Source organism: Bradyrhizobium sp., assembly GCF_004799405.1.
GTDB lineage: Bacteria > Pseudomonadota > Alphaproteobacteria > Rhizobiales > Xanthobacteraceae > Bradyrhizobium.
Genome location: NZ_SSMW01000092.1, coordinates 1 through 24,899, shown reverse-complemented (window position 1 = coordinate 24,899; position 24,899 = coordinate 1). Strand labels below are relative to the sequence as shown.

27 protein-coding genes are annotated in these 24,899 nt (G+C 63.5%); 16 read left to right on the top strand and 11 right to left on the bottom strand.

The window, feature by feature from the left end; genetic code table 11:
• Positions 1-9: 9 nt before the first annotated feature.
• From E7813_RS14905 to E7813_RS14895, 3 genes are all read right to left on the bottom strand, one after another.
• Entirely contained in the window at positions 10-1,305 is a 1,296-nt protein-coding gene (locus tag E7813_RS14905; RefSeq protein WP_291575141.1) for an MFS transporter, read from the bottom strand.
• Positions 1,302-1,745: a MarR family transcriptional regulator gene (locus E7813_RS14900; protein WP_291575139.1), complete on the bottom strand. Its 444-nt coding sequence runs from the start codon at positions 1,743-1,745 to the stop codon at positions 1,302-1,304. The genes E7813_RS14905 and E7813_RS14900 overlap by 4 nt, the downstream gene beginning before the upstream one ends.
• A 130-nt stretch (positions 1,746-1,875) precedes the next feature.
• A complete protein-coding gene (locus E7813_RS14895) occupies positions 1,876-2,418 on the bottom strand; it encodes a hypothetical protein (RefSeq protein ID WP_291575137.1) in 543 nt (180 codons plus the stop codon).
• Between the two features lie 225 nt (positions 2,419-2,643).
• On the opposite strand from E7813_RS14895, the gene E7813_RS14890 reads away from it, so the two are divergent.
• A complete protein-coding gene (locus tag E7813_RS14890; RefSeq protein ID WP_291575135.1) occupies positions 2,644-3,024 on the top strand; it encodes an ArsC family reductase in 381 nt (126 codons plus the stop codon).
• Here E7813_RS14890 and E7813_RS14885 read toward each other — a convergent pair.
• Together E7813_RS14885 and E7813_RS14880 are read right to left on the bottom strand one after the other, a co-directional pair.
• On the bottom strand, positions 3,008-3,628 hold the full coding sequence (locus E7813_RS14885; protein WP_291575134.1) for a hypothetical protein: 621 nt from the start codon (positions 3,626-3,628) through the stop codon (positions 3,008-3,010). The two genes, E7813_RS14890 and E7813_RS14885, sit on opposite strands and share 17 nt — an antisense overlap.
• Positions 3,629-3,635: 7 nt before the next feature.
• The gene (locus tag E7813_RS14880; RefSeq protein WP_291575214.1) at positions 3,636-4,238 is read right to left on the bottom strand and encodes a hypothetical protein; all 603 of its coding nucleotides are present in this window, start codon (positions 4,236-4,238) and stop codon (positions 3,636-3,638) included.
• Between the two features lie 386 nt (positions 4,239-4,624).
• Between E7813_RS14880 and E7813_RS14875 the strand changes: the two genes are divergently transcribed.
• The 10 genes from E7813_RS14875 to E7813_RS14830 all read left to right on the top strand — a co-directional run bounded on the left by E7813_RS14875 (position 4,625) and on the right by E7813_RS14830 (position 13,913).
• Positions 4,625-5,380 carry an ABC transporter ATP-binding protein gene (locus E7813_RS14875; protein WP_291575133.1) on the top strand — a complete coding sequence of 252 codons (756 nt, stop codon included), beginning with the start codon at positions 4,625-4,627 and terminating at the stop codon, positions 5,378-5,380.
• A gap of 7 nt (positions 5,381-5,387) precedes the next feature.
• Positions 5,388-6,125, top strand: a complete 738-nt coding sequence (locus tag E7813_RS14870; protein ID WP_291575212.1) for an ABC transporter ATP-binding protein — start codon at positions 5,388-5,390, stop codon at positions 6,123-6,125.
• 38 nt (positions 6,126-6,163) lie between these two features.
• Positions 6,164-7,384 carry an ABC transporter substrate-binding protein gene (locus tag E7813_RS14865; protein WP_291575132.1) on the top strand — a complete coding sequence of 407 codons (1,221 nt, stop codon included), beginning with the start codon at positions 6,164-6,166 and terminating at the stop codon, positions 7,382-7,384.
• A 67-nt stretch (positions 7,385-7,451) separates the two neighbouring features.
• Positions 7,452-8,315, top strand: a complete 864-nt coding sequence (locus tag E7813_RS14860; protein ID WP_291575131.1) for a branched-chain amino acid ABC transporter permease — start codon at positions 7,452-7,454, stop codon at positions 8,313-8,315.
• A gap of 1 nt (position 8,316) precedes the next feature.
• Positions 8,317-9,285, top strand: coding sequence for a branched-chain amino acid ABC transporter permease (locus E7813_RS14855; RefSeq protein WP_291575129.1), 969 nt, complete (start codon positions 8,317-8,319; stop codon positions 9,283-9,285).
• 266 nt (positions 9,286-9,551) lie between these two features.
• On the top strand, positions 9,552-10,196 hold the full coding sequence (locus E7813_RS14850) for a DUF47 domain-containing protein (protein ID WP_291575128.1): 645 nt from the start codon (positions 9,552-9,554) through the stop codon (positions 10,194-10,196).
• 14 nt (positions 10,197-10,210) lie between these two features.
• Positions 10,211-11,215 carry an inorganic phosphate transporter gene (locus E7813_RS14845; RefSeq protein WP_291575126.1) on the top strand — a complete coding sequence of 335 codons (1,005 nt, stop codon included), beginning with the start codon at positions 10,211-10,213 and terminating at the stop codon, positions 11,213-11,215.
• 96 nt (positions 11,216-11,311) lie between these two features.
• The gene (locus E7813_RS14840) at positions 11,312-12,931 is read left to right on the top strand and encodes a peptide chain release factor 3 (protein ID WP_291575124.1); all 1,620 of its coding nucleotides are present in this window, start codon (positions 11,312-11,314) and stop codon (positions 12,929-12,931) included.
• Between the two features lie 33 nt (positions 12,932-12,964).
• A complete protein-coding gene (locus tag E7813_RS14835; protein WP_291575211.1) occupies positions 12,965-13,537 on the top strand; it encodes a hypothetical protein in 573 nt (190 codons plus the stop codon).
• Between the two features lie 142 nt (positions 13,538-13,679).
• The gene (locus E7813_RS14830; protein ID WP_291575122.1) at positions 13,680-13,913 is read left to right on the top strand and encodes a hypothetical protein; all 234 of its coding nucleotides are present in this window, start codon (positions 13,680-13,682) and stop codon (positions 13,911-13,913) included.
• Between the two features lie 77 nt (positions 13,914-13,990).
• On the opposite strand, the gene E7813_RS14825 is transcribed toward E7813_RS14830, so the two are convergent.
• On the bottom strand, positions 13,991-14,299 hold the full coding sequence (locus E7813_RS14825; protein ID WP_291575120.1) for a hypothetical protein: 309 nt from the start codon (positions 14,297-14,299) through the stop codon (positions 13,991-13,993).
• Between the two features lie 118 nt (positions 14,300-14,417).
• Between E7813_RS14825 and E7813_RS14820 the strand changes: the two genes are divergently transcribed.
• The 5 genes from E7813_RS14820 to E7813_RS14800 all read left to right on the top strand — a co-directional run bounded on the left by E7813_RS14820 (position 14,418) and on the right by E7813_RS14800 (position 19,167).
• Entirely contained in the window at positions 14,418-15,002 is a 585-nt protein-coding gene (locus E7813_RS14820) for an NnrU family protein (RefSeq protein WP_291575118.1), read from the top strand.
• A 159-nt stretch (positions 15,003-15,161) separates the two neighbouring features.
• A complete protein-coding gene (locus tag E7813_RS14815; protein WP_291575116.1) occupies positions 15,162-15,815 on the top strand; it encodes a tetratricopeptide repeat protein in 654 nt (217 codons plus the stop codon).
• A gap of 34 nt (positions 15,816-15,849) precedes the next feature.
• A complete protein-coding gene (locus tag E7813_RS14810; protein WP_291575209.1) occupies positions 15,850-16,401 on the top strand; it encodes a hypothetical protein in 552 nt (183 codons plus the stop codon).
• 115 nt (positions 16,402-16,516) lie between these two features.
• Entirely contained in the window at positions 16,517-17,905 is a 1,389-nt protein-coding gene (gene der, locus E7813_RS14805) for a ribosome biogenesis GTPase Der (RefSeq protein ID WP_291575115.1), read from the top strand.
• A 20-nt stretch (positions 17,906-17,925) separates the two neighbouring features.
• Positions 17,926-19,167, top strand: coding sequence for a TCR/Tet family MFS transporter (locus tag E7813_RS14800; RefSeq protein ID WP_291575207.1), 1,242 nt, complete (start codon positions 17,926-17,928; stop codon positions 19,165-19,167).
• A gap of 25 nt (positions 19,168-19,192) precedes the next feature.
• On the opposite strand, the gene E7813_RS14795 is transcribed toward E7813_RS14800, so the two are convergent.
• The 5 genes from E7813_RS14795 to radA form a co-directional block, all read right to left on the bottom strand.
• A complete protein-coding gene (locus E7813_RS14795) occupies positions 19,193-20,422 on the bottom strand; it encodes an ABC transporter substrate-binding protein (RefSeq protein WP_291575114.1) in 1,230 nt (409 codons plus the stop codon).
• Positions 20,423-20,518: 96 nt separating this feature from the next.
• A complete protein-coding gene (locus tag E7813_RS14790) occupies positions 20,519-21,259 on the bottom strand; it encodes an SDR family oxidoreductase (RefSeq protein WP_291575112.1) in 741 nt (246 codons plus the stop codon).
• Between the two features lie 144 nt (positions 21,260-21,403).
• Positions 21,404-22,909, bottom strand: coding sequence for an amidophosphoribosyltransferase (gene purF, locus E7813_RS14785; protein ID WP_291575110.1), 1,506 nt, complete (start codon positions 22,907-22,909; stop codon positions 21,404-21,406).
• 36 nt (positions 22,910-22,945) lie between these two features.
• Positions 22,946-23,575, bottom strand: a complete 630-nt coding sequence (locus E7813_RS14780) for a CvpA family protein (protein WP_291575108.1) — start codon at positions 23,573-23,575, stop codon at positions 22,946-22,948.
• Positions 23,576-23,730: 155 nt separating this feature from the next.
• A partial coding sequence (gene radA, locus E7813_RS14775; protein ID WP_291575106.1) for a DNA repair protein RadA occupies positions 23,731-24,899 on the bottom strand: 1,169 nt, incomplete at its 5' end.

Genomic DNA, 24,899 nt, shown 5'->3' with positions numbered 1-24,899 from the left:
AAGCGCGCGCTAGGCTCGGGCGGGTCGGTTCGATGGAAGCGCTCGGGCTATCGGATCGCCGTCGATGCTGAAGCGGAGGCGTCCGGCATCGAAGCGCAGTCTCAGATGACGATGGGTCCTGAGATAATGGAGGCCGACGATGGCGGCGGCGAAGCCGGACGCAGCACCCATGCCGAGCGACCAGCGCGGTCCGAAATTGTCGGCCACCCAGCCGACGATCGGCGCGCCCAAGGGAGTGCAGCCCAGCGCGATCGCAAGGCGGATCGCCATGACGCGTCCGCGCATCGCCGGTTCAGTGGATAGTTGCATCAGGCTGTTGGTCGAGTTCGAGAACGTCAGGGCCGACACGCCGATGACGACCAATGCGGCACCGAACAGCCAGATGTGGGGCGCCAAAGCAGCCACTGTGCAGCCGATGCCGAAGATGGCGCCGCCTGCCACCAGCAGCGCGAAGCGGGGTCTTTCGCGCCTTGCCGCCAGCAGCGCGCCGGCGAGCGTTCCGACCGCCATGATCGACATCAGGTAGCCGTATTGGCTCGCGCCGCCGTGAAAGACGGTAACGGACATCGTCGAAATGAAGATCTGGAAGTTGAGCCCGAATGTCGCGATGAAGAACAGCATCAGCAGGATGGCCTGTAGATCGGGCCGTTGCCAGACATAGCGGAAGCCTTCGACAAAACTGCCGCGCTTGCGGAAGGCCCGCGCCTGCGGATGTAGCTCATTGACGCGGAGCAGCGCCAGCGAGCCCAGCACAGCGACAAATGACGCGCCGTTGATGACGAAGACCCACCCGGAACCAACCGCGGCAATCATGGTGCCGGCCACCGCAGGGCCAATCATCCGGGCGGCGTTGAAGGAGGAGGAATTCAGCGCCACCGCGTTCGACAGGTCGGCTTCGCCGACCAGTTCGCCGACAAAGGTGTGGCGCGCCGGCGCATCGAAGGCCGTGACGCAGCCGAGCAGGAACGCAAACACGTATACATGCCACAGTTGGACCAGTCCGCTGATGGTCAGGATGCCGAGCCCGAAGGCAAGCGCTCCCATCGCCGCCTGGGTGCCGAGCAGGAGCTTGCGCCGGTCGAGATGATCCGCCGCAAATCCGGTCAGCGGCAGCAGCAGCAGGTGGGGTCCCGACTGCAGCGCCAGCACGACGCCCATCGCGGTCGCATTGTTGTGGGTCAGTTGCGTCAGCACCAGCCAGCCCTGCGCGATGCGCTGCATCCAGGTTCCAACGTTGGAGATCAGCGCGCCGCCGGCCCATAGCCGGTAGTTGAAATTGCTCAGCGAACGAAAGGTGCCGGTCATGACTCGGCCAGCCGTTTGATGAGTGCCGCGGCGGCGAGCAGGGTTTGTTGTTCGGCCGGATCGAGTTGCTCCATCGCGGCCAGCAGCCATTCGCGCTTGGCGATGTTGCGCTGGCGCCGCGCCTCTATTCCCGCGGAGGTCAACTCGAACAGGACTTGCCGTCCGTCGGTCGGATGCGGCCGGCGCCGGACCAGTCCTTCCTGCTCAAGATCGGCGAGCGTCGTGCCCATCGATTGCGGCTTGACGAATTCCGAGCGGGCGAGGTCCGCCGTCGTCATCGCGCCCGATCGGTCCAGCCGGGCCAGCGTGGTGATCTGCGACAGGGTTAGTTCACCCGGGTTCGCCTCCATCCGCAGCCGGCGCGTCAGTTTTCCGATCGCCAGCGAAAGTTCGGCGACGGCCGGCTCAAGCGGAATGAGAGTGGGGGAGTCCGTGATCATGGCCTCTTGTAGAGATTAACAGCCAAACTTGCAAGTTAAACTGGCAAGTTTGGCTGTTATATTTTCCTGATGATCGCGTGAGCGACGCGTTGGGAGCCGGTCGAAGGGTCAGCGTTCCGGTTTCCGCCGGTCATAGGGGGTGCCTGGGCAGTTCCCGCAGCGGAGGCAGATCCTTCGGAGTTTCGGGGTAGTGAAATTCATCCCCGCGCAGCCAGCGGCCCTGAAACCGATGCCAGAACAGTATGGCGTCCATCTGCCACGCGAACTCATAGACGCACCATGTTCCGCCGCTCTCGATCTTCTCGCCGGTCGCATTGAACGGGATGCTGTTCAGCCTGCAGATCGCGTCGATCGCCGCCCAATGCTCCCGGATGTAGGTGTCCTCCAAAGCGACGTTGTAGGGGCGTTTTGGATTCCAGCGCTTGCCGCCGCCGCGCTGGAAAAAACCGCGCCGCTGCATCATGAATTCGGGCAGCCGCGCAATTCCGTTTGCCAGCCGCCTGGCCTCGTCGGCGGTCAGCCTGCTGACACCAAAGCTGTAACCCGCCTCATCGTCGCGGCAGAAAATCCAGGCCAGCGTGACACCGTTCGCGTCCTGCACTTGATATGTGTCTGCCTTCGCCCGAACAGTTGTCCAGGGCGGCGGGAACCTGCAGGTTTCGCTCATTCCCATATGAGAACAAAATGAGAACAAGAGTCAAGCGGTGGTGGAGTGGGAAGGGTTGGTGTTGGACCATTCAGGGTGTGAGTACGCTCGCCGAACGGCACGGGACCGGCCTATCCACGTGCAGACTTGGTCCTTGTGCACAGCCTTGTTGGTCAAAGCCGATCTATCGCGTTGGCGCGCTGGCCGTTACGCGGCTAGCTTCGGCCGATAAATTTCACGCGAGGATCGGCTGTGTCCGTCACCATCTACGGCATCAAGAACTGCGACACCATGAAGAAGGCGCGCGCCTGGCTCGACGGTCACGGCGTGGCCTATCGTTTCCATGACTACAAGTCCGAAGCCATCGGCAAGGATACGCTCACGCGCTGGTGCGACGATCTCGGCTGGGAGACGCTGCTCAATCGCGCCGGCACCACCTTTCGCAAGCTGCCGGAGAGCGACAAGCAACGCCTGAACGAGAAGAAGGCGATCGCGCTGATGCTGGCGCAGCCCTCGATGATCAAGCGGCCCGTGCTCGATCTCGGCGGCAAATTGCTCGCCGGCTTCGAGCCGGAGATTTACGCGAAAGAAGTGGCGCCATCCGGCCGCAAGAAGTCTAGCTCAGCTCGATGATGTCGTCCGCTGCGCCATCACTTGCCGGGCTGCTGATGACATCGAGATCGATGACGGCATTGATGACGCTCTCGGGCCGCGATTTTGACCGGATGCCCATCAGGTTGTTGATCTTGAAACCGCCCTCGATGCTGATGGCCTTGTATGAGCCGACGATCTTCTCGACATGCTCGCTGCTTCCGAACGGCAGCAGCAGCCGCTCATAGGACACGTCCTTGCCGTCGGCATCGAGCACGGTCGAGACCGAATAGGTCGGCCGCTTCCGCGCCACGCAGGCGCGGTAGGAGGGAAGCACGCGCGCATACCGCGCCGGCCCGATCGCATCGTCGAGATAGCGGTTGGTCCGCTTGTCGGGATCGATGTGCTCGTTGCCGTAAGTCGCGGTCAGCCTGGAACCCTCCTGGGTGATCAGGAACCGGGCGTCGTCGCCTGCGCCGACCACGTCAAATCCCATCATGTCCGCCAGCTCGTCGGCGACGCGATCGGGCCGGTAATCCGCGAGAGCGGGCAGGGCGCGTTTGCCGAGCGCGCGCAGCCACGCGTTCAGGAGATCGCGCTGCTTCACCGACCGGACCACGGATGGATTGGCGCTGGCGAATTGCATTCGAGGCTTAACTGAATTCGATGACGTCGCCGGCCGGGATGCGACCCGGGGCGCGGTGAAAGAGGTCGTGATCGATCACCGCGCGGAGTTTTGCCGTCGGCAGGGTGTCATTTCCGCGCATCAGGTTCCTGATTTCAAATCCGCCGTCTTCGCTGATGGTCTTCAACGATGCGATCACGTGCGTGACGAGGCCGCCTTGCGAGAAAGGCAGCAGCAACCGCTCATAAGCGACGATTCGTCCGTAGATGTCGTCGATGTTGGAGATGGTGTAGACGGGAAGCGCGCGGGCAACGCATTGATAATAGACCGGCATCACCACCGGTATCAGGCGGGGCCCGACAAAGTCGTCGAGGTAGCGGCCCTTGCCGGTGTTGCCGTAGGCGCTCGACATCCGCGTGCCGTTGCTCTGGATCGTCAGGCGCGGCGGCTCACATGCGGTATCCACGGTGTAGTAGACGAGATCGGGAAGTTCATCGTCGAGCCGCGCCGGCTGATATTCCTCGATGCGCGGCGTGTGCTGCTCGCGGGCGTAGAGCCGCAGCCAGGTGTTCAACAGATCCCGCTGCTTGATCGATTTGACGATCGTGGGGTTGGCGCTCTGGAATTCCAAGGTCGCAATCCGATCCCAATACAAAGAGTTCAAACATTGGCCCGAAGGACAAATTTTTGATGAAAACGTAAAATTGCATCCAAACACCGTTAATGGCTGCTTGCCGGCGCTAACCGCGGAGAGGCGCGTCCGGTGACGGACACCCCGATATCCGCCCCGCGAGGTCAATTGTGGCCTTTGCGCAATACGACCAATGGCGAAGCCTCGCCGGTTGCCGGCCTCGGCGGATTTAAGCTTTCCACCTTGCCTAAACCGGGCCGTTGACGGCATATTCCGCCCCGGAGGCGGCCGGTCCGGGACGCAATTTTCCAGGGTGTCACGGACCAGGCATTGATAGTCGGCCACGCGCGAACCCGATTTCGCGAAGGCCGATGGGGGAAATCTGATTGACCGATGAGTTCATTCTCGAAACCCACGGATTGACCAAGGAATTCGCGGGGTTCTTCGCCGTTCGCGATGTTGGTCTGAAGGTCCGCCGTGGCACGATTCACGCGTTGATCGGTCCGAACGGGGCCGGCAAAACCACGTGCTTCAATCTTCTGACCAAGTTCCTCAAGCCGTCGGCCGGCCAGATCCTCTATAAGGGGCAGGATATTACGGCGCTGGCGCCGGCCGATGTGGCGCGCCTTGGCCTGGTGCGCTCGTTCCAGATTTCGGCGGTGTTTCCGCACCTGACGGCGCTGGAAAATGTCAGGGTCGCGCTGCAACGCCAGCACGGGCATTCCTTCGATTTCTGGCGCTCCAAAACCGTGCTCGACCGTTTCAATCATCGGGCGCATGAATTGCTCGACGATGTCGGACTGAGCGAGTTTGCAACCACGACGGCGGTCGAGATGCCTTACGGGCGCAAGCGGGCGCTCGAGATCGCGACGACGCTGGCGCTCGATCCGGAAATGATGCTGCTGGACGAGCCGATGGCCGGCATGGGGCATGAAGACATCGACAAAGTCGCCGCGCTGATCAAGCGCATCGCCGCGAAATACACCATCCTGATGGTCGAGCATAATCTCAGCGTGGTGGCCAACCTTTCCGACACCATCACCGTGCTGACCCGCGGTCACGTACTCGCGGAAGGCAACTACGCCGACCTGTCGAAGGACGAGCGCGTCAAGGAAGCCTATCTGGGGGCGGGCCATGGCTAATTCCGCAATGGCCGTAGCTGCAAAGGCACCGACATCCGGCGCGGGCAAGCCGGTGCTGTCGGTCGCCAATCTCGAGGCTTGGTACGGCGAGTCCCACATCCTTCACGGCATTGATTTCAACGTGAACGCCGGAGAGGTGGTCACGCTGCTCGGCCGCAACGGCGCCGGCAAGACGACGACATTGAAATCGGTGATGGGGATTATCGGCAAGCGCACCGGCTCGATTCGTTTCAACGATCAGGACATCAGCCGCGCCTCGTCGGACAAGATCGCGCGGATGGGGGTGGCGTTCTGCCCGGAAGAGCGCGGGATTTTCGCCAGCCTCGATGTCCGCGAAAACCTGCTGTTGCCGCCGATCGTGCGCAGCGGCGGCCTGTCGCTGGACCAGATCTTCGAACTGTTCCCCAATCTGAAGGAACGGCTCAACAGCCAGGGCACGAAATTGTCCGGCGGCGAGCAGCAGATGCTGGCGATCGCGCGCATCCTGCGCACCGGCGCACGCTTCCTGATGCTGGATGAGCCGACCGAGGGTCTTGCGCCCGTCATCATCCAGCAGATCGGGCAGACCATCGCGCGGCTCAAGTCGGAAGGTTTCACCATCCTGCTGGTCGAACAGAATTTCCGTTTCGCGGCGACGGTCGCGGATCGCTACTATATCGTCGAACATGGCAAGATCATCGACGGTTTCGCCAACTCCGAACTGGCGGCCAATATGGACAAGCTTCACACCTATCTCGGCGTCTGAAAACAACGAGAAAAAAGAAAGATAAAAAGGAGAACAAGATGAAGAACAGAATTGCGGCGCTGTTGCTTGGTACTGCGCTCACCCTCGCTGCCGGGAGTCTTGCTTTCGCGCAGGACAAGACGGTGAAAATCGGATCGCTGAGCGATCAATCCGGGCTGTACGCCGACCTCGGCGGTCCCGGCTCGACACTGGCGGCGCAGATGGCGGTCGAGGATTCCGGTCTCGTCGCCAAGGGCTGGAAGATCGATGTGATTTCCGGCGACCACCAGAACAAGCCCGATGTCGGCGTTGCCATCGCCAAGCAGTGGTTCGACGTCGACAAAGTCGATATCATCGTCGATGTGCCGAACTCCGGCGTGGCGCTCGCCGTCAACAACGTGGTGAAGGAAAAGAACGGCGTCTACGTCAATTCGGGCGCCGCGACTTCCGATCTCACCAACGCGCAGTGCTCGCCGAATACCATACACTGGACCTACGACACCTACATGCTTGCCCATACCACCGGGCAGGCGCTGGTGAAGGCCGGCGGCGATACCTGGTTCTTCCTCACCGCGGACTACGCCTTCGGTGCCGCGCTCGAGCGTGACACCACCGCGGTCATTCTGGCCAATGGCGGCAAGGTGGTCGGCGGCGTCAAGCATCCGCTCAACACATCCGACTTCTCGTCGTTCCTGCTGCAGGCGCAGTCCTCGAAGGCCAAGATCATCGGCCTTGCCAATGCCGGCGGCGACACCACCAACTCGATCAAGCAGGCGGCTGAATTCGGCATCGTCAAGGGCGGCCAGAAGCTCGCGGCGCTGTTGCTGTTCCTGACCGACGTCAAGGCGATCGGGCTCGAGACCGCGCAAGGCCTGAACTTTACCGAGACATTCTACTGGGACATGAACGACGACACCCGGGACTTCTCCAAGAAATTCGCCGCCCGGATGAAGAACGGCGCGCCCCCGACCATGGTCCAGGCCGGCGTATACTCGGGCGTGCGGCATTATCTCAAGGCCCTGGAAGCACTGGGCGGCAACCCGCATGACGGCCTCAAGGTCGTCGACAAGATGAAGTCGATGCCGACCGACGATCCGTTGTTCGGCAAAGGTGAGATTCAGCCCAACGGACGCGTGCTGCATTCGGCCTATCTGTTCGAGGTCAAGAAGCCGTCGGAATCCAAGGCGCCGTGGGATTTATACAAATTGGTCGGCACGGTTCCGGGCAACCAGGCGTTCACGCCGCTGGACAAGAGCACCTGTGCGTTGCTGAAGAAGTAACCTTTAGGCGTTCGGCGGCATCGCGCCGCCGGACGCTTCGTTTCGAAACTGAGCGCGAGAAAGTTTCATGCAGGCCCTTTACGCCCAACTGCTGGTCGGACTGATCAACGGCTCGTTCTACGCGCTGCTCAGCCTTGGGCTTGCCGTGATCTTCGGGATGCTCAACATCATCAATTTCGCGCACGGCGCGCTCTACATGATGGGTGCTTTCTGCGCCTATTTTCTGCTCAATCTCTTGAACATCGGATATTGGCCCGCGCTGATCCTGGCACCCATCATCGTCGGCATCTTCGGTATGATCCTGGAGCGGACCATGCTGCAATGGCTTTCAGGTCTCGACCATCTCTATGGATTGCTGCTGACATTCGGAATGGCGCTGATCATCCAGGGCATATTCCAGAATTATTTCGGTTCGTCCGGTCTGCCCTATGCGATCCCCGATGAACTGAAGGGCGGCATGAATCTCGGCTTCATGTTCCTGCCGATCTATCGCGGCTGGGTCGTTGTGTTCTCCCTCATCGTATGCCTGGCGACCTGGTACCTGATCGAGCGGACGCGGCTTGGAGCGAACCTGCGCGCTGCCACCGAAAATCCGACGCTGGTGCGCGCCTTCGGCATCAACGTGCCGCGGATGATCACGCTGACTTACGGGCTGGGTGTCGGCTTGGCCGCGCTGGCCGGGGTATTGTCGGCGCCGATCAATCAGGTGCGCCCGCTGATGGGGGCCGACCTGATCATCGTGGTGTTCGCGGTGGTGGTGATCGGGGGCATGGGTTCGATCATGGGATCGATCATCACCGGCTTTGCGCTCGGCGTGATCGAGGGACTGACGAAATACTTTTATCCCGAGGCCTCCAACACCGTGGTATTCGTGTTGATGGTGCTGGTGCTGCTGGTAAAGCCGACGGGACTGACGGGACGGGCGAACTGACATGACGGCCATGACCGACGATACCTTGCCGGTAACCCCGCGGGCCATGCGCGACGAAATGATCTTGTTCGTCGTCATGGCGGCGGTGTTGTCAGTCGTGCCCTGGACCGGCATCTACCCGTTCTTCGTGATGCAGGCCCTGTGCTTTGCGCTGCTGGCCTGCGCGTTCAACCTGCTGATCGGCTACGGCGGCCTGCTGTCGTTCGGGCATGCGATGTTTCTGGGGACTGCGGGCTATGTCAGCGCACACGCGTTGAAGGTCTGGGGATTGACGCCGGAACTCGGGATCGTGGCCGGCATCGCGGCCGCCGCCGGGCTTGCCGTCATCACCGGCCTCGTCGCGATCAGACGCCAGGGCATCTATTTCGCGATGATTACGCTGGCGCTGTCGCAACTGTTGTATTTCATCTATCTGCAGACCCCGTTCACCCACGGCGAGGACGGTATCCAGGGCATTCCCCAAGGCTATCTGTTCGGGGTTTTCAATCTGGCGAATTCGACGACGCTTTATTACGTCATCGTGGTCGGATTCCTCGCGGGCTTCCTGTTGATCTATCGCACCATCAATTCGCCGTTCGGCGAAGTTCTGAAATCGATCCGCGAGAACGAACAGCGCGCGATTTCGCTTGGCTACAAGACCGACCACTACAAGCTGCTCGCCTATATTCTGTCTGGCACGCTGGCCGGCTTCGCCGGTTCGCTGAAGGTGTTTGTCGCGCAGAACGCCTCGCTGACCGACGTGCACTGGAGCATGTCCGGCGAGATCGTGCTGATGACGCTGGTGGGCGGCCTCGGCACGGTGTTCGGGCCGGTGGTCGGCGCCTTCGTGATCATCGCCATGCAGCAGTACCTCGCCAGCTTCGGTCAGTGGGTGACGGTGATCCAGGGCGTGATCTTCGTGGTCTGCGTGCTGACCTTCCGTCGCGGCGTGATCGGCGAGATCGCGCATTATTTCCGTCGTTCGCTGTAGACGGACCCGTGTCCTGGGCGCGGTGCAGCGCTTCTTCGCGCTGCTCCGCAGAGCGGGGACCCACCTTTCTCTCATGCCGATGAGACCCCGGTTCAGCAGCGCGGCATTCCATGCTGCGCTGCGCCCGGGGAACGTCACGACAAAGCGGTGGATGACCCGGTTCCGGCGTCGCTCGCCGCGCGCTTTCCCGGCAAAATGGTTTATGACGGTTATGTGACAGGCCGCCGCCTGGCCGGCCGTTTCCTGAAGAGCCGTGGACAGATCCGATGCTGCGCTGGTTTCGTGCCTTTCTGCCCCGGGAGGAACGGTTTTTCGACCTGTTCGCCCGTCACTCCCAGACCGTGGAGCAGGGCGCGTTGGCGCTGCAGGGCATGCTCCGCGGCGGCGAGGAAACCCCGGTGTTTTGCCAGCGCGTCAACCAGTTCGAGAACGACGCCGACAACATCACCCGCGAGGTGCTCACCGCGGTGCGCCGGACCTTCATCACGCCGTTCGACCGCGTCGATATCAAGAATCTCATCACCTCGATGGACGACGCCATCGACCAGATGCAGCAGACCGCCAAGGCGGTGGTGTTGTTCGAGGTCCGGGTTTTCGAGCCGCCGATGCGGGAAATCGGGACGCTGCTGGTCGAATGCGCCAACCTGGTCGGCCGCGCGCTGCCGCTGCTGCAATCGATCGGCAAGAACGTCGCGATGCTCACCGCGATCACCGAGGAATTGACCAAGCTGGAGGGCCGGGTCGACGATCTCCACGATATCGGCCTCAAGGAGCTGTTCCTCAAGCATCGCGACGCCAACACCATGGATTTCATCGTCGGCGCGGAGATCTACGACCATCTTGAGAAAGTCGCCGACCGCTTCGACGACGTTGCCAACGAGATCAACAGTATCGTGATCGAACAGGTATAGGGCAGGGCCGCGCAGTGGATGCCACGCTTGGTCTTCCGATTCTGGTCGGGTTAATCGCCGTCGCGCTGCTGTTCGACTTCCTCAACGGATTGCACGACGCCGCCAACTCGATTGCGACCATCGTGTCCACCCGGGTGCTGCGGCCGCAATATGCGGTGCTGTGGGCGGCGTTCTTCAATTTCTTCGCCTTCCTGGTGTTCGGGCTCAACGTGGCCCGCACCATCGGCACCGGCATCATCGAGCCCAGCGTGATCGATGCCCACGTGATCTTCGCCGCCCTGATCGGCGCGATCGCCTGGAACCTGATCACCTGGGGATTGGGCATACCGTCCTCCAGTTCGCACGCATTGATCGGGGGGCTGGTCGGTGGCGGCATCGCCAAGGCCGGACTGTCGGCCGCGGTCTGGAGCGGCCTGTCGAAGACCTTGCTCGCCATCGTGCTGTCGCCGCTGGTCGGCTTTCTGCTGGCGCTGGTGCTGATCGCGGTCGTGTCCTGGGCCTCGGTGCGCTCGACGCCGTTCGCGGTCGACCGTGCATTTCGCATCCTGCAATTCGCCTCGGCGTCGCTGTACTCGCTGGGACATGGCGGCAACGACGCGCAGAAAACCATGGGCATCATCGCGGTGCTGCTCTATTCGCAAGGCTTTCTCGGCCACGATTTTTCGGTGCCGTTCTGGGTGGTGCTGGCGTGCCAGGCCTCGATGGCGCTGGGCACCCTGATGGGCGGCTGGCGGATCGTCCGCACCATGGGACTGCGGATCACCAAGCTGACGCCGATGCAGGGATTTTGCGCCGAGACCGGGGGCGCTGCGACGCTGTTCATCGCGACCTGGCTCGGGGTTCCCGTCTCGACCACCCACACCATCACCGGCGCCATTGTCGGCGTCGGCGCGGCGCGGCGGCTCTCGGCGGTGCGCTGGAACGTGGCAAGCTCGATCGTCTATGCCTGGGTGATCACGATTCCCGCCGCGGCGATCATTGCCGCAGCGGCGTACTGGTCGGTGTTGCCGCTGCGATAGACGCAGGCCTGGGCTGGAGTTCAGCCGCGAAATCCCCATATCCGCCCTGCGGATCGTGCTTGATCCGGCCCGTTTTCCCTGCCAAACGCACGCGCAATGTCCGACCTCACGCTCACCGCCGAATCGCCGTCCCGCTCGCCGCTAGCGGCTGAAGTCGCACGCCGGCGGACCTTTGCGATCATCTCGCATCCCGATGCCGGCAAGACCACGCTGACCGAAAAGCTGCTGCTGTTCGGCGGCGCCATCAATCTGGCCGGGCAGGTCAGGGCCAAGGGCGAACGGCGCAACACCCGTTCGGACTGGATGAAGATCGAACGCGAGCGCGGCATCTCGGTGGTCACCTCGGTGATGACGTTCGAATTCGAGGGGCTCGTGTTCAACCTCCTGGACACGCCGGGCCATGAGGATTTCTCCGAAGACACCTATCGCACCCTGACTGCAGTCGATTCCGCCGTGATGGTGATCGACGCCGCCAAGGGCATCGAGGCGCGGACCCGGAAGCTTTTCGAGGTGTGCCGGCTGCGGGACATTCCGATCATCACCTTTATCAACAAGATGGACCGCGAGAGCCGCGACACCTTCGACCTTTTGGATGAAATCGAGAAGACCCTGGCGCTCGACACCACGCCGATGACCTGGCCGGTCGGCCGCGGCCGCGATTTTCTCGGCACCTATGACGTCTCAACCGGCGGCGTGCGCCTGCTCGAAGGCGGCGGCGCCAAGACCGGTGCGGCGCTCAAGATCGACATCGCCGATCTTGCCGGACGCAGCGCCAATCTCGATGTCGGCGCGATCAAGGACGAACTGGCGCTGGTGTCGGAGGCCTGCAAGCCATTCGAACTCGAGGCGTTTCGCGAGGGCCATCTGACGCCGGTCTATTTCGGCAGCGCGCTGCGCAATTTCGGCGTCGGCGATCTCCTGGAAGGGCTGGGCCGTTTCGCGCCGCCGCCGCGCGCGCAGGATTCCAACTTGCGCAAGGTCGAGGCTTCGGAACCGCGGATGAGCGCCTTCGTGTTCAAGGTCCAGGCCAACATGGACCCCAACCACCGCGACCGCATCGCATTTGCGCGGCTGTGTTCCGGCAAGCTGACGCGCGGCATGAAGGCGAAACTGGTGCGCACCGGCAAGAACATGTCGCTGTCCAGTCCGCAGTTCTTTTTCGCGCAGGATCGCGCGCTGGCGGACGAAGCCTTTGCCGGCGACGTCGTCGGCATCCCCAATCACGGAACTTTAAGGATCGGCGACACCTTGACCGAAGGCGAGGACATCACCTTTGTCGGCGTGCCTTCGTTTGCGCCGGAAATCGTCCGCCGCGTCCGCCTCACCGATGCGATGAAGGCGAAGAAGCTGAAGGAAGCGTTGCAGCAGATGTCGGAGGAGGGCGTGGTGCAGGTGTTTCGCCCGCGCGACGGCGCTCCGGCGCTGGTCGGCGTGGTCGGTCCCCTGCAGCTCGACGTGCTCAAGGCGCGGCTCGATGCCGAATATTCGCTGCCGGTGGAGTTCGAGGTTTCGGAGTTCCAGCTGGCGCGCTGGATTTCGTCCGACGATCGCAAGAAACTCGACGCCTTCATCGCCGCCAACGGTTCCGGCGTGGCCGACGACGTCGATGGCGATCCGGTGTTCCTCGCCAAGAATGAATTCTATCTCGGCTACGTCCGGGAGCGCGCCGAGGGCATTGCGTTCTCCAGCGTGAAGGACGTGAAAAAGAAGGTATGAGGCGTGCGTTACGTTTCCGCGCTTTTCATCGTCATGTGTCTCGCCGTCACCGGCCCGGCCGAGGCCCGGCACCGCCATCAAATCAATCCCACGCCGTTCTCCCATGCCCCCTGCAGCGTGCTGGACGGCCGTCCCTGCACGCCGTCGTTCTGCAGCGTGTTCAATCACGGACCCTGTATTCCCGAGATCGACTATCCCTACGGCGAGAACCTGCAGCTGACGATCGAGAGCGCGCCGTCGCACGACGACGCCGCCAAATACGTCAAACCCGACCATGATCTCGACACCATCGGCGACCTGTTCGCGGAACTGCGAGCGTGCTGGTCGCCGCCGCCGGCCGATGCCGCGCGGCAGGGCATGCAGATGTCGGTGCGCTTCAGCTTCAAGCGCTCCGGCGAAATCATCGCGACCCCGCGCATGACCTATGCGACGGCGGGCGTATCGGCCGATGTCCGCGACACCTATCTGAAGGCGATCAACGCGTCGCTGGACGCCTGCATGCCGCTGAAATTCACCAGCGGCCTTGGCGGCGCGCTCGCGGGTAGGCCGATCGCGATCCGCTACGTCGATAACAGGGAACTAGGCAAGCAGTCGGGAAGTCCGTAAGGGCGCCGATCGTTCCGTCGCCGCCGTCGTGCGCTTTTCCGATATTCTGTCAAGGCCACTGACACAAACCCGCCCCAAAGTCGTGGTGACACCGTTGCCAACGAGAAGTAGTATCGCTAAAAATAAGTTCAGGGAGGTGGCCATGGAAGAGGTGCAACGCTATCGCGCCATGGGTTTGTTGTGCCGTCAGCACGCCGCCTATAATCCAACCGAAGCCTGGAAGCTGCTCGCCGAGGCTGAACGCTGGGAGCATCTGGCGGTTGAAGTGGCTTCTCACCTCAAGGAGAGCAACACGAAGCGCGCCGGTGACATTTCGAACTCCGGCGTCATCGCCAACTCGAATGACACGCGATGGAAGACGATTGTCGCCGCGTGAGCTACCGCGGGTAAATCCGTCAGTTGTCACGCAACGAAAATGGCCCCGGTTAAGGGGCCATTTTTGTCAGCGCTGCATCACCTGTGGTGATGATGATGGTGGTGATGGTGATGGTGATGCCCTTTGGCACTTGCGCTTGTAACTGGTATGGCAAACGCGATAGCAGCCAGTGCGGCCAGAACCAAAGCAATCTTCTTCATTTTGTTTCCTCCAGGTGAATCGTTTCCAAGCAGTAGAAGAATAAGATAACCAAACCGTTGCTGGCATCGCAACAACAGTATTCTGAACGGATGTTCAGCTTGGTTGGCTTCACTTTGATTTCGATGATTCCGGTTCCGTGTTTCCTTTCCGTCTTGCTGTTTTTTTGAAATCGAAATGGCCGGCACGTTTTCAAAACTCGAAAGTGGCAATGTCCGCGGTGAACCCGACGCGGGAACTCAGCGTTGACGGAAAGCTTGCGGTCGCGTCAAATGCGGCATTGGCGTATCGCACACGGAGGACATCGTGGGACTGCTGGTGATGATCCTGGGCCTCGTGCTGTTCCTCGGTGTCCACACCCTCACGACCCAGCGTGAGTTGCGCGCGCGAACGATCGCTTCGATGGGCGAGGGCACCTACAAGATCGGCTACGCGCTGGCGTCGGTCGCGGGTCTGGTGCTGATCGTCTGGGGTTTCGCCCATTACCGCGCGACCGGCTGGATCGACATCTGGCATCCACCGACCGTGCTCAAGCACATCACGGTGGCGCTGATGCTGCCGGCGGTCATTCTGGTGGCGGCGTCCTACATCCGCGGCCGCATCTACACCACGCTGAAGCATCCGATGCTGGCCGGCGTCAAATTGTGGGCGGCGGCGCATCTGCTCGCCAACGGCGACCTCGGCTCGATCATCCTGTTCGGCTCGTTCCTGGGATGGGCGGTGTTCGACCGGATTTCGCTGAAGCGCCGCACCGATGGAGGGGCGCCGCCGATTCCGGTCGGCGGCCCAGGCAACGACCTGATCGCGGTGGCGGTCGGGATCGTCGCCTATCTGGCGCTGGCTTTCGCGTTTCATCCCGTCGTGATCGGGGTTCCCGTGGTGGGGGTGTGACAACGGCTTTTGCCCGACTTCAACAGTGTTAACGCTTTGGTCCGGCTTGCTTTGCCTTGCCACCGCCATATCGCTAGGGTATCGCCGCCGCCATGCGGGGACAGGCGTTTTGCGCCGCCGGTAATGTTTTGCGGCTCAGCGGGGAATGGATACCTTTAAGTGTCTGAATTATTTGATGAAGTCGACGAGGATGTCCGTCGCGACCAGCTCAAGAAGCTGTGGGACCAGTATTCGATCTACATTATCGCTGGCGCGCTGTTGATCGTCGCCGCAGTGGGCGGCTGGCGCGGCTACCAGTACCTCGAAGCGCAGAAGGCGGCCGAGGCGGGGGCTGCTTTCGACAAGGCCGTGGAACTGTCCGAACAGGACAAGCACACCGAGGCCGAGGCGGCCTTCAACACTCTGGCTGCGACCGCCCCGTCGGGCTACCGCATGATGTCGCGGCTGCACGCGGCGGCGGAAGTCGCCAGCCGCGATCCGCAAGCGGCGGCCAAGCTGTACGACGACATCTCGACCGATCGCAGCGTCGGCACCGCCGAACAGGAATTGGCCAAGGTCCGCGCCGCAGGGCTGCTGGTGGATACCGCTGGCTATCCCAACATGCTGCAACGTCTTGAGTCCGCCGCAGCGCCGGGGGCGACCTTTCGCCATACGGCGCGCGAACTGCTGGCGCTCTCCGCCTGGCGTGCCAACGATACCACGGCGGCGCGGCGATGGCTGGACTTGATTGCCAATGACGGCGAAACGCCGCCGGCCCTGCGCTCGCGCGCCGAAGCGCTGCAGGCGTTGCTGCCGCCGGTCGCGAAAAGCTGACGGCGTGAGAAACGACTTGAGTGAGAAATCGACCATGCGCCGCTCGCAACGTCTGATCGCTGCCGCCGTCCTGATCTCGCTGTCGGGCGCGCTGGCCGGCTGTTCCGGCGGCTTCGCCAATTTCGATCCGACCGATTGGCTGGATTTCCTCGACACCAAGAAAAAGCTGCCGGGCGAGCGCAAGCCGGTTTTCCCCGAGGGCGTGCCGGGCCTCGAGCAGGGCGTGCCGAAGGATCTGTACAAGGGAGCGCGCGAGCAGACCGAGCAGCAGAACGCGTTGGTGACGCCGGCACCGCCGCCGCCCGCGGAGGAGCCGAAGTCGAAGCGCGCCGCCAAAGGTAAGGGCAAGCCGCCGGCGACCGCCAGCACCGCGCCCGAGGAGCCTGCCGCCGGAACCGAGGAAGAAGGCGGCGCCGCCGCGGTGCCGCCGGCGCCGAAACCGAAGAAGATCGTGCGCAAGCGCACCACCGCGCCGCAGCCCGATCAGCCGGCCGCGCAAGCGCCGCAACCGGCGCCCGGCCAACCGGCACAGCAATCCGCCGCGCCATTCCCGGCGCCGTTGCCGGGCGGTACCTTCTCGCGCTGATTTCGCTTTTCCGTCTCACGGACATGCGCGCCGATCGGATAATCTGCGCGTATTCTTGTCGCAAGACCGCGACACACTTTTTGCGGAACACGCGCTTAAGGCGCACGGATCGTCCATGTCCTTCACGATTGCCATTATCGGCCGGCCCAACGTCGGAAAGTCGACGCTGTTCAATCGCCTGGTCGGGCAGAAGCTGGCGCTGGTTGATGACGAGCCGGGCGTCACCCGCGATCGCCGCGAGGGCGAAGCGCGTCTCGGCGATCTCGAATTCACCATCATCGACACCGCGGGTCTCGACGAGGGCGCCAAGGGCTCGCTGACCGCGCGGATGCAGGAGCAGACCGAAGCGGCGATCGGTCTTGCCGATGTGCTGATGTTCGTGATCGACGCTCGCGCCGGGCTGACGCCGAACGATCGCGCCTTCGCCGATTTCGCCCGCCGCGCCAACAAGCCGGTGATTCTCGTCGCCAACAAGAGCGAGGGCAAGCAGGGCGATGCCGGCGCGATGGAAGCCTACGCGCTGGGCCTCGGCGAGCCGATCCAGATTTCGGCCGAGCATGGCGAGGGCCTCGGCGAACTCTACGATGCGCTGCGCCCGCTGATGCCGGAGCCGGTCGATGACGTCGCCGACGAGTTCGATGATGACGACGTCATCGATCCGGATGAAGACATTTCGAAGCGGCCGATCCGGGTGGCGATCGTCGGCCGCCCCAATGCCGGCAAGTCCACACTGATCAATCATCTGCTCGGCGAAGAGCGCCTGTTGACCAGCGCCGAGGCCGGCACTACCCGCGATTCCATTTCGGTCGAGATCAACTGGCAGGGCCGGGATTTCCGGGTGTTCGACACTGCGGGCCTGCGGCGGCGCTCGCGGATCGAGGAGAAGCTGGAAAAGCTGTCGGTGGCCGACGCGCTGCGCGCGGTGCGCTTCGCCGAAGTCGTGGTGCTGATGATGGACGCGCAGAACAAGTTCGAGGAACAGGACCTGCGCATCGCCGACCTGATCGAGCGCGAGGGCCGAGCGCTGGTGATCGCGGTCAACAAATGGGACTTGATGGGACGGCAGGCCAGCCTGATCGCGGGCTTGCGCACCGACGCCGATCATCTCCTGCCCCAGGTCAGGGGCATGCCGATTGTCGCGGTGTCCGGCCTGATGGGCGAGGGCATCGACCGCCTGATGAGTGCGATCGAAGAGGCCTATGCGGTGTGGAACCGGCGGGTGCCGACGGCCGCGCTCAATCGCTGGTTCGAGCAGACCGTCGACGCCAATCCGCCGCCGGCGGTGTCGGGCCGTCGGCTGAAGCTGAACTACATCACGCAAGCCAAGGCGCGGCCGCCGAGTTTTGTGCTGTTCTGCTCGCGGGCGGACGCGGTGCCGCAATCGTACCTGCGTTATCTCGTCAATTCCTTGCGCGAATTCTTCGAGCTTCCGGGCACGCCGGTGCGGATTACGCTGCGCGAGAAAGCCAACCCGTTCGCCCACAAGCGCAGGCGTCCGTCGTGAGCGAGGCGCGGCCCGGGAGCATCATCGAAACGCCGCTCGCGGCCGCGCCGGGCCGCGCGGCGGTGGCCTTTATCTTCGTCACCATCCTTCTCGACATGTTCGCGCTCGGCCTGATCATGCCGATCCTGCCCAAGCTCGTCGAAAGCTTTGTCGATAACGACACCGCCAGCGCGGCGCGGATTTTCGGCCTGTTCGGAACCGCCTGGGCGCTGATGCAGTTTTTCTTCTCGCCAATCCTGGGCGGCCTGTCCGACCGGTTCGGCCGCCGGCCGGTGGTGCTGTTGTCGAATTTCGGGCTGGCGCTGGATTATGTGCTGATGGCGCTGGCGCCGTCGTTGACCTGGCTGTTCGTCGGCCGGGTGATCTCGGGCATCACCTCGGCCAGTGTCTCGACGGCATTCGCCTACATCGCCGACATCACGGCGCCGGAACGGCGCGCGGCGGTGTTCGGCAAGATCGGCGCAGCCTTCGGCGCGGGATTCATCGTCGGCCCCGCGGTCGGCGGCCTGCTCGGCGGCATGGATCCGCGGCTGCCGTTCTGGGTCGCCGCCGGCCTGAGTTTTGCCAATACGCTGTATGGCCTGCTGATCCTCCCGGAGTCGCTGCCGAGGGAGCGCCGCTCGCCGTTTCGCTGGAAAAGCGCCAACCCGATCGGTGCGCTGCATCTGCTGCGCTCCGATGCCGTGCTTGCCGGCCTGTCGGTGGTGAACTTCATCGCGCAAGTGGCGCATGTGGTGCTGCCCTCCACCTTCGTGCTCTATGCGACCTATCGCTACGGCTGGGATGCAAGGACCGTCGGTCTCACGCTGGCGGTGGTCGGCATCTGCGCGATGGTGGTCCAGGGGGTTGCGATCGGGCCGATCGTGCGGCACCTCGGCGAGCGGCGCGCGCTGCTGCTCGGGCTTGGCTGCGGCGCGACTGGCTTTCTGATTTTCGGCGCGGCATCGACCGGCGCGCTGTTCTGGCTGGGCATTCCCGTGATGGCGTTGTGGGGCGTCGCGGGTGCGGCGACCCAAGCGCTGATGACGCGGCAGGTCGCGCCCGACCGGCAGGGCCAGTTGCAGGGCGCGATATCGAGCGTGCAAAGCGTCTCCCAACTGGTGGGGCCGTTTCTGTTCACGCTGACGTTTGCCTGGTTCATCGGAGCGCAAGCGCCGCTGAAACTGCCGGGCGCGCCGTTCCTGCTGGCCTCGGTGCTCTTGGTGCTGGCGTCCGCGCTTGCGGTGCGCGTGCTGGCGACCGGCCCGGGCGAACGCGCCTGAGCCTGCCGCCAGCGGACCCGCGACCCTACTTCTTCACCAGCGGACACTCGCTTTCGCTGAGCGGCCGCGCGGCCTCCTCGGCCGGGATCGTCGCCACCAGCTTGTAGTAGTCCCAGGGATATTTCGACTCTTCGGGCTTCTTCACCTCGAACAGGTAGGCCGGCAGCATCTTGCGGCCGTCGATGCGAATGGTGCCCTTGCCGAACAGCACGTCGTCGGTCGGCAATTCCTTCATCTTGACGACGATCTTGGCGCCGTCATGCGAATTGCCGCCCATCGCCTCCAGTGTCTTGAGATAGTGCAGCACGCCGGAATACAGGCCCGCCACCGTCATCGACGGCATCGACCCCTTCGGCGACAGCTTCTGGAAGCGCTTCGACCATGTGCGCGTATTGTCGTTCATGTCCCAGTAGAACGACTCCGTGAAGGTGAGACCCTGCGCGGTGTTCAGCCCCAGCGCATGCACGTCATTGATGAAAAGCAGCAGCGCCGCGAGCTTCTGTCCGCCCGCCACGATGCCGAATTCGGAGGCCTGCTTGATCGCATTGGTGGTGTCGCCGCCGGCATTGGCGAGCCCGACCACCTTGGCTTTCGAAGCCTGCGCCTGCAGCAGGAACGACGAAAAGTCCGAGGTATTGAGCGGATGCTTGACGCCGCCCAGAACCTTGCCGCCACTGGCGGTAACGACGGCCGCGGTGTCGCGCTCGAGCGCGTAGCCGAAGGCGTAGTCGGCGGTCAGGAAGAACCAGCTGTCGCCGCCGGCCTTGGTCAGCGCCTTGCCGGTGCCGGTGGCGAGCATGTAGGTATCGTAGGTCACCGACAGCGTGTTCGGCGTGCATGCCTTGCCGCTGATGTCGGCGCTGGCGCCGCCCGAATTGATCATGATCGCGTTCTTGTCCTTGACCAGATTGGACACCGCGAGCGCGACGCTGGAGGTTGGCGTGTCGACGATGGCATCGACCTTGTCGACGTCGATCCACTGCCGGGAAATGTTGACGCCGACGTCCGGCTTGTTCTGGTGATCGCCGCTCAGCACGTCGATCTTCCAGCCCTTTGCGGGCAGGCCGGAATCTTCCACGGCCATCTTGACGGCGACCACCGAGTTGGGGCCGCCGATGTCGGCGTACAGGCTCGACATGTCGTTCAGCACGCCGATCTTGACCGTCTTGTCCTGAGCCAGCGCCGGGGTTGCAACCCCCAGTCCCGCGCATGTCAGAAGCACGGCGGTGCGCCGCGTCAGCATCGTCATCGTCATCGAAATTCCCCCTTGGTTTGCCGGTTTTTCCACATTGGGCGCCAGTGAATAGCGGGGGAGTTCGGGAGTCAATCGGGCTGAATGCCCCGAAAGGGGTCACGCCGGGCTTTGGAAACTCAGGAGCTTGCGGGTCGGGTAATCGTAGAGTTTGCCGGTCTCGGTCCAGCCGGGCAGGCACATCGGCACGATGAATCCGGCGGCCTGGTCCGGCGTGTCCAGTGTCAGGGGATCTTCGCCCGGAAACACGGTGGCGCGCATGCGGGTGCGGATCGGGCCCGGGCTGAACAGATTGACGCGAACCGGCGTCGTTGCGGTCTCGTTGGCCCATACCCGCACCAGCGTTTCCAGCGCGGCTTTCGAGGCGGCATACGGACCGACATAGGCCAGCGCCTTGTAGGAAGCTGCCGAGGTGACGAATACCGCGCGGCCGGCATCGGACTTTTTCAGCAACGGCTCCATGCACCGGATCAGTTGAAAGTTGGCCGATACGTTGACCGCGATCACGTCGTTCCACGGCTTCATCTCGATATGGCCGAGCGGCGAGGACGGGCCGGCGACGCCGGCATTGCCGACCAGGATGTCGAGCTTGCCGTGGCGCTCGTTGAGGGCAGCACCAAGGCGGGCGATGCCGTCGAAGTCGGTGAGGTTGAGCGGCACCAGGGTGGCGCTGCCGCCGTCCTTTCGGATCGCGTCGTCAAGTTCTTCGAGCCCGCCTTGGGTTCGCGCCACCGCGATCACATGGGCGCCGGCCTTGGCCAGCGCCCGCGCGGTGGCATAGCCGATGCCGCGCGACGCGCCGGTGACGAGAGCAATGCGGGAGGCGAGGGGGAGGGGCATCGGGTAACTCTATCGGCGGTCGTCCCTGCGAACGCAGGGACCCATACGCCGTGCAGGTGATGATGGAAAACGATGTGCCTATTGATACCGCCCGAACAATCGGCGCCCGGGATTATGGGTCCCCGCTTTCGCGGGGACGAGCTATCAGCTCGCCTCCGCCAGCAAGGACAGTTGCCGCGGCTGGGCTTCGGCCTGCGTCAGGTCGGTGAGCGCGGTGGGGTAGTCGCCGGTAAAGCAGTGATCGGTGAATTTCGGGTGCGCGGGGTCGCGGCCGGGTTCGCCCATGGCGCGGTAGATGCCGTCGACCGACAGGAACGCCAGCGTGTCGGCGCCGATCAGCTGCCGCATCTCTTCGAGGTTATGGGTTGCCGCCAAGAGGCCGGCGCGATCGGGGGTGTCGATGCCGTAATAATCCGGATGCGTGATCGGCGGCGAGGCGATGCGGAAATGCACCTCGCGCGCGCCGGCGTCGCGCATCATCTTGACGATCTTCCGCGATGTGGTGCCGCGCACCAGGCTGTCGTCGATCAGCACGATGCGCTTGCCCTGGATCGCGGCGCGGTTGGCCGAATGCTTCATGCGCACGCCGAGTTCGCGCACGCTCTGGGTGGGCTGGATGAAGGTGCGGCCGACATAGTGGTTGCGGATGATGCCGAGTTCGAACGGCACCCCGGATTCCCGGGAATAACCCAGTGCGGCGGGCACGCCGGAATCCGGCACCGGCACCACCACGTCGACATCGACATGGCTCTCGCGGGCGAGTTCAGCGCCCATCGCCTTGCGCACGTCGTAGACCGAGCGGCCGCCTACGATCGAATCCGGCCGCGAGAAGTAGATGTATTCGAAGATGCAGGGGCGCGGCGGCATCGGCGGAAACGGCTTGTGGCTTTGCACGCCATGGCGGTCGAACACGATGACTTCGCCGGGTTCGACGTCGCGGATGTATTTCGCGCCGATGATGTCGAGCGCGCAGGTTTCCGACGCCAGGATCGGACAGCCGTCGAGTTCGCCCATCACCAGCGGGCGAATGCCGAGCGGATCGCGGGCGCCGATCAGCTTCTTGTTGGTCAGCGACACCAGCGAGTAGGCGCCTTCGATCGCGCGCAGCGCCTCGATGAAACGGTCGATGAAGCGGTTGCGCTTGGACTGCGCGACCAGGTGCAGGATCACCTCGGTGTCGGTGGTGGATTGCATCATGGCGCCGTTGCGCACCAGTTCACGGCGCAGCGTCAGCCCGTTGGTGAGATTGCCGTTGTGGCCGACCGCGAAGCCGCCGGCGTTGAGCTCGGCGAACAGCGGCTGCACGTTGCGCAGGATGGTTTCGCCCGTCGTGGAGTAGCGCACGTGGCCGACCGCGATGGTGCCGGGCAGGCGTGCAATCACGTCGGCGCGGGAAAAGGTGTCGCCGACCAGACCGAGCCGCCGCTCGGAATGGAACCGGGAGCCGTCGAAGGAGACGATGCCGGCGGCCTCCTGGCCGCGGTGCTGCAGGGCGTGCAATCCGAGTGCGGTGATGGTGGCGGCGTCGGGATGGCCGAAGATGCCGAATACCCCGCATTCCTCGCGGAGCGTGTCGCCGTCGAGGTCCTGGTCCGTAAGGTCGAAATCGCAGTGTTCGGCTTGATCGGAAGGGCTCTGTTGGCAGTCCATCGCGCCTCTCTTGTGGCCAAGTATTAGCGTCTCGTATCAACGTCCCGTGGGTTTCTCGATCAGCTTTTTCAGGCTGTCGCGGGCAGGTTTGCTGTAGCCATCACCGGGGGCCGGCGCCGTCGGTTCGGTCTCAGGTTGGTCGTCATCCGGCTTGTTCTTCTTGAATCTCTTCAAGATGGTGTTCTCGGGGTCGTCAGGCAAGAGCGACATCAGCCAATCGCCGGTTCCCTGCAGCACCACCCGGGACTTCGCGCCCGTCACCCAGTCCGGCCGCTGCTTCTCCGGAACCAGCCAGATGAAGAACTGGTAGGCGACCACGACGATCAGAAGGCCGCGCGCCAGCCCAAACAGGAACCCGAGGGTGCGGTCGAGCGCCCCGATCCGGGAGTCCAGGATCATGTCGGATATCCGCACCGTCACGATGGAGACCACGATCAGGGTGCCGACGAAGACGCCGGCGACCACCACTATGGCTGCGACCGTGTCGTTGTTGAAATAAGTTTTCGCGGTCGGCAGCAGTTTCGAGAATCCATAGAGGGTGACCAGCGCCGCAGCACCCCATGCCGCGATCGACAGGATCTCGCGCATGAAGCCGCGCACCATCGCCAGCAGGCCGGAGATCAGCATCACCGCGAGCAAAGCGAGATCGAGTATGGTTATCGGCATCGGCTGGTCAGGTCCGCATCAAAGCTTCGAAACCGCGAATCGGCAACGTCGGTGCCGCCCTAGGTGACGGGGATATGGCCTATCCCGCAAGGCCGGAAATCGTGCCATCCGTGCGCGCGGGTTATAGCGGCGGGGGACGACAAGGTCACGCTCGGCTAGCCTTCCTGACGCCGGAATCTCACAGGTGTGGCATTTTTCTCTAGCTGGCTGTCCCGGTTTTGCGGCGGGGTCCGCTCCCGATCGGCTCGGGGCGTGCCCCGGGCAGCAATTTCCGCCACCAGGCTGGTCAATCCGCCGACGGTATTGAGGATCATGCCTGAATCGCCGCCGCTGTCGCCACGCGCCGATTCGGGCAGCAGGGCGCGGCCGAAACCGAGCTTGGCCGCTTCCTTCAGGCGCGCTGCGGTTTGCGCCACCGGCCGGACCGCGCCGGACAGCGAAATCTCGCCGAAATAGACCGCATCCGTCGGCAGCCGCGCATTGACCAGCGACGACACCAAGGCGGCGGCCGCGGCCAGGTCCGCCGCCGGTTCCTGAATCCGCAAGCCCCCGGCCACGTTCAGGTAGACGTCATGTCCGGACAGCTTGACCCCGCAATGGGCCTCCAGCACCGCCAGCACCATCGACAGCCGGCTCGGGTCCCAGCCCACCACGGCGCGGCGCGGGGTGGGAAGCGAGGTCGGCGCCACCAGCGCCTGCAATTCCACCAGCACCGGGCGGGTGCCCTCGATCCCGGCGAATACCGCCGTGCCCGGACTGCCCAGGTCGCGCTCGGACAAAAACAGCTCGGACGGATTGGAGACCTCGCGCAAGCCGAGGCCCGTCATCTCGAACACGCCGATCTCGTCGGTCGGGCCGAAACGGTTCTTCACCGCGCGCAGGATGCGGAATTGCTGCGAGCCTTCGCCCTCGAACGACAGCACCGCATCGACCATGTGTTCGACCACGCGGGGACCGGCGATCTGGCCGTCTTTTGTCACATGCCCGACCAGGATGATCGCAGCACCGGATTTCTTGGCAAACCGGATCAGCGCCTGCGCCGAGGCGCGCACCTGCGTCACCGTGCCGGGCGCCGACTCCACCGTGTCGGTCCACATGGTCTGGATCGAGTCGATCACGATCAGCCGTGGCACCGCGCCCTCTGATAGCGTCGAGACGATATCCTCGACCGAGGTTTCGGCGGCAAGCTGCACCGGCGCGTCGGCTAGGCCTAAGCGCTCGGCGCGCAGCCGCACCTGCGCCACGGCTTCTTCGCCGGAAATATACACCGCGCGGTGGCCGGCCCGCGCCAAGAGCGAAGTGGCCTGCGTCAGCAGCGTCGACT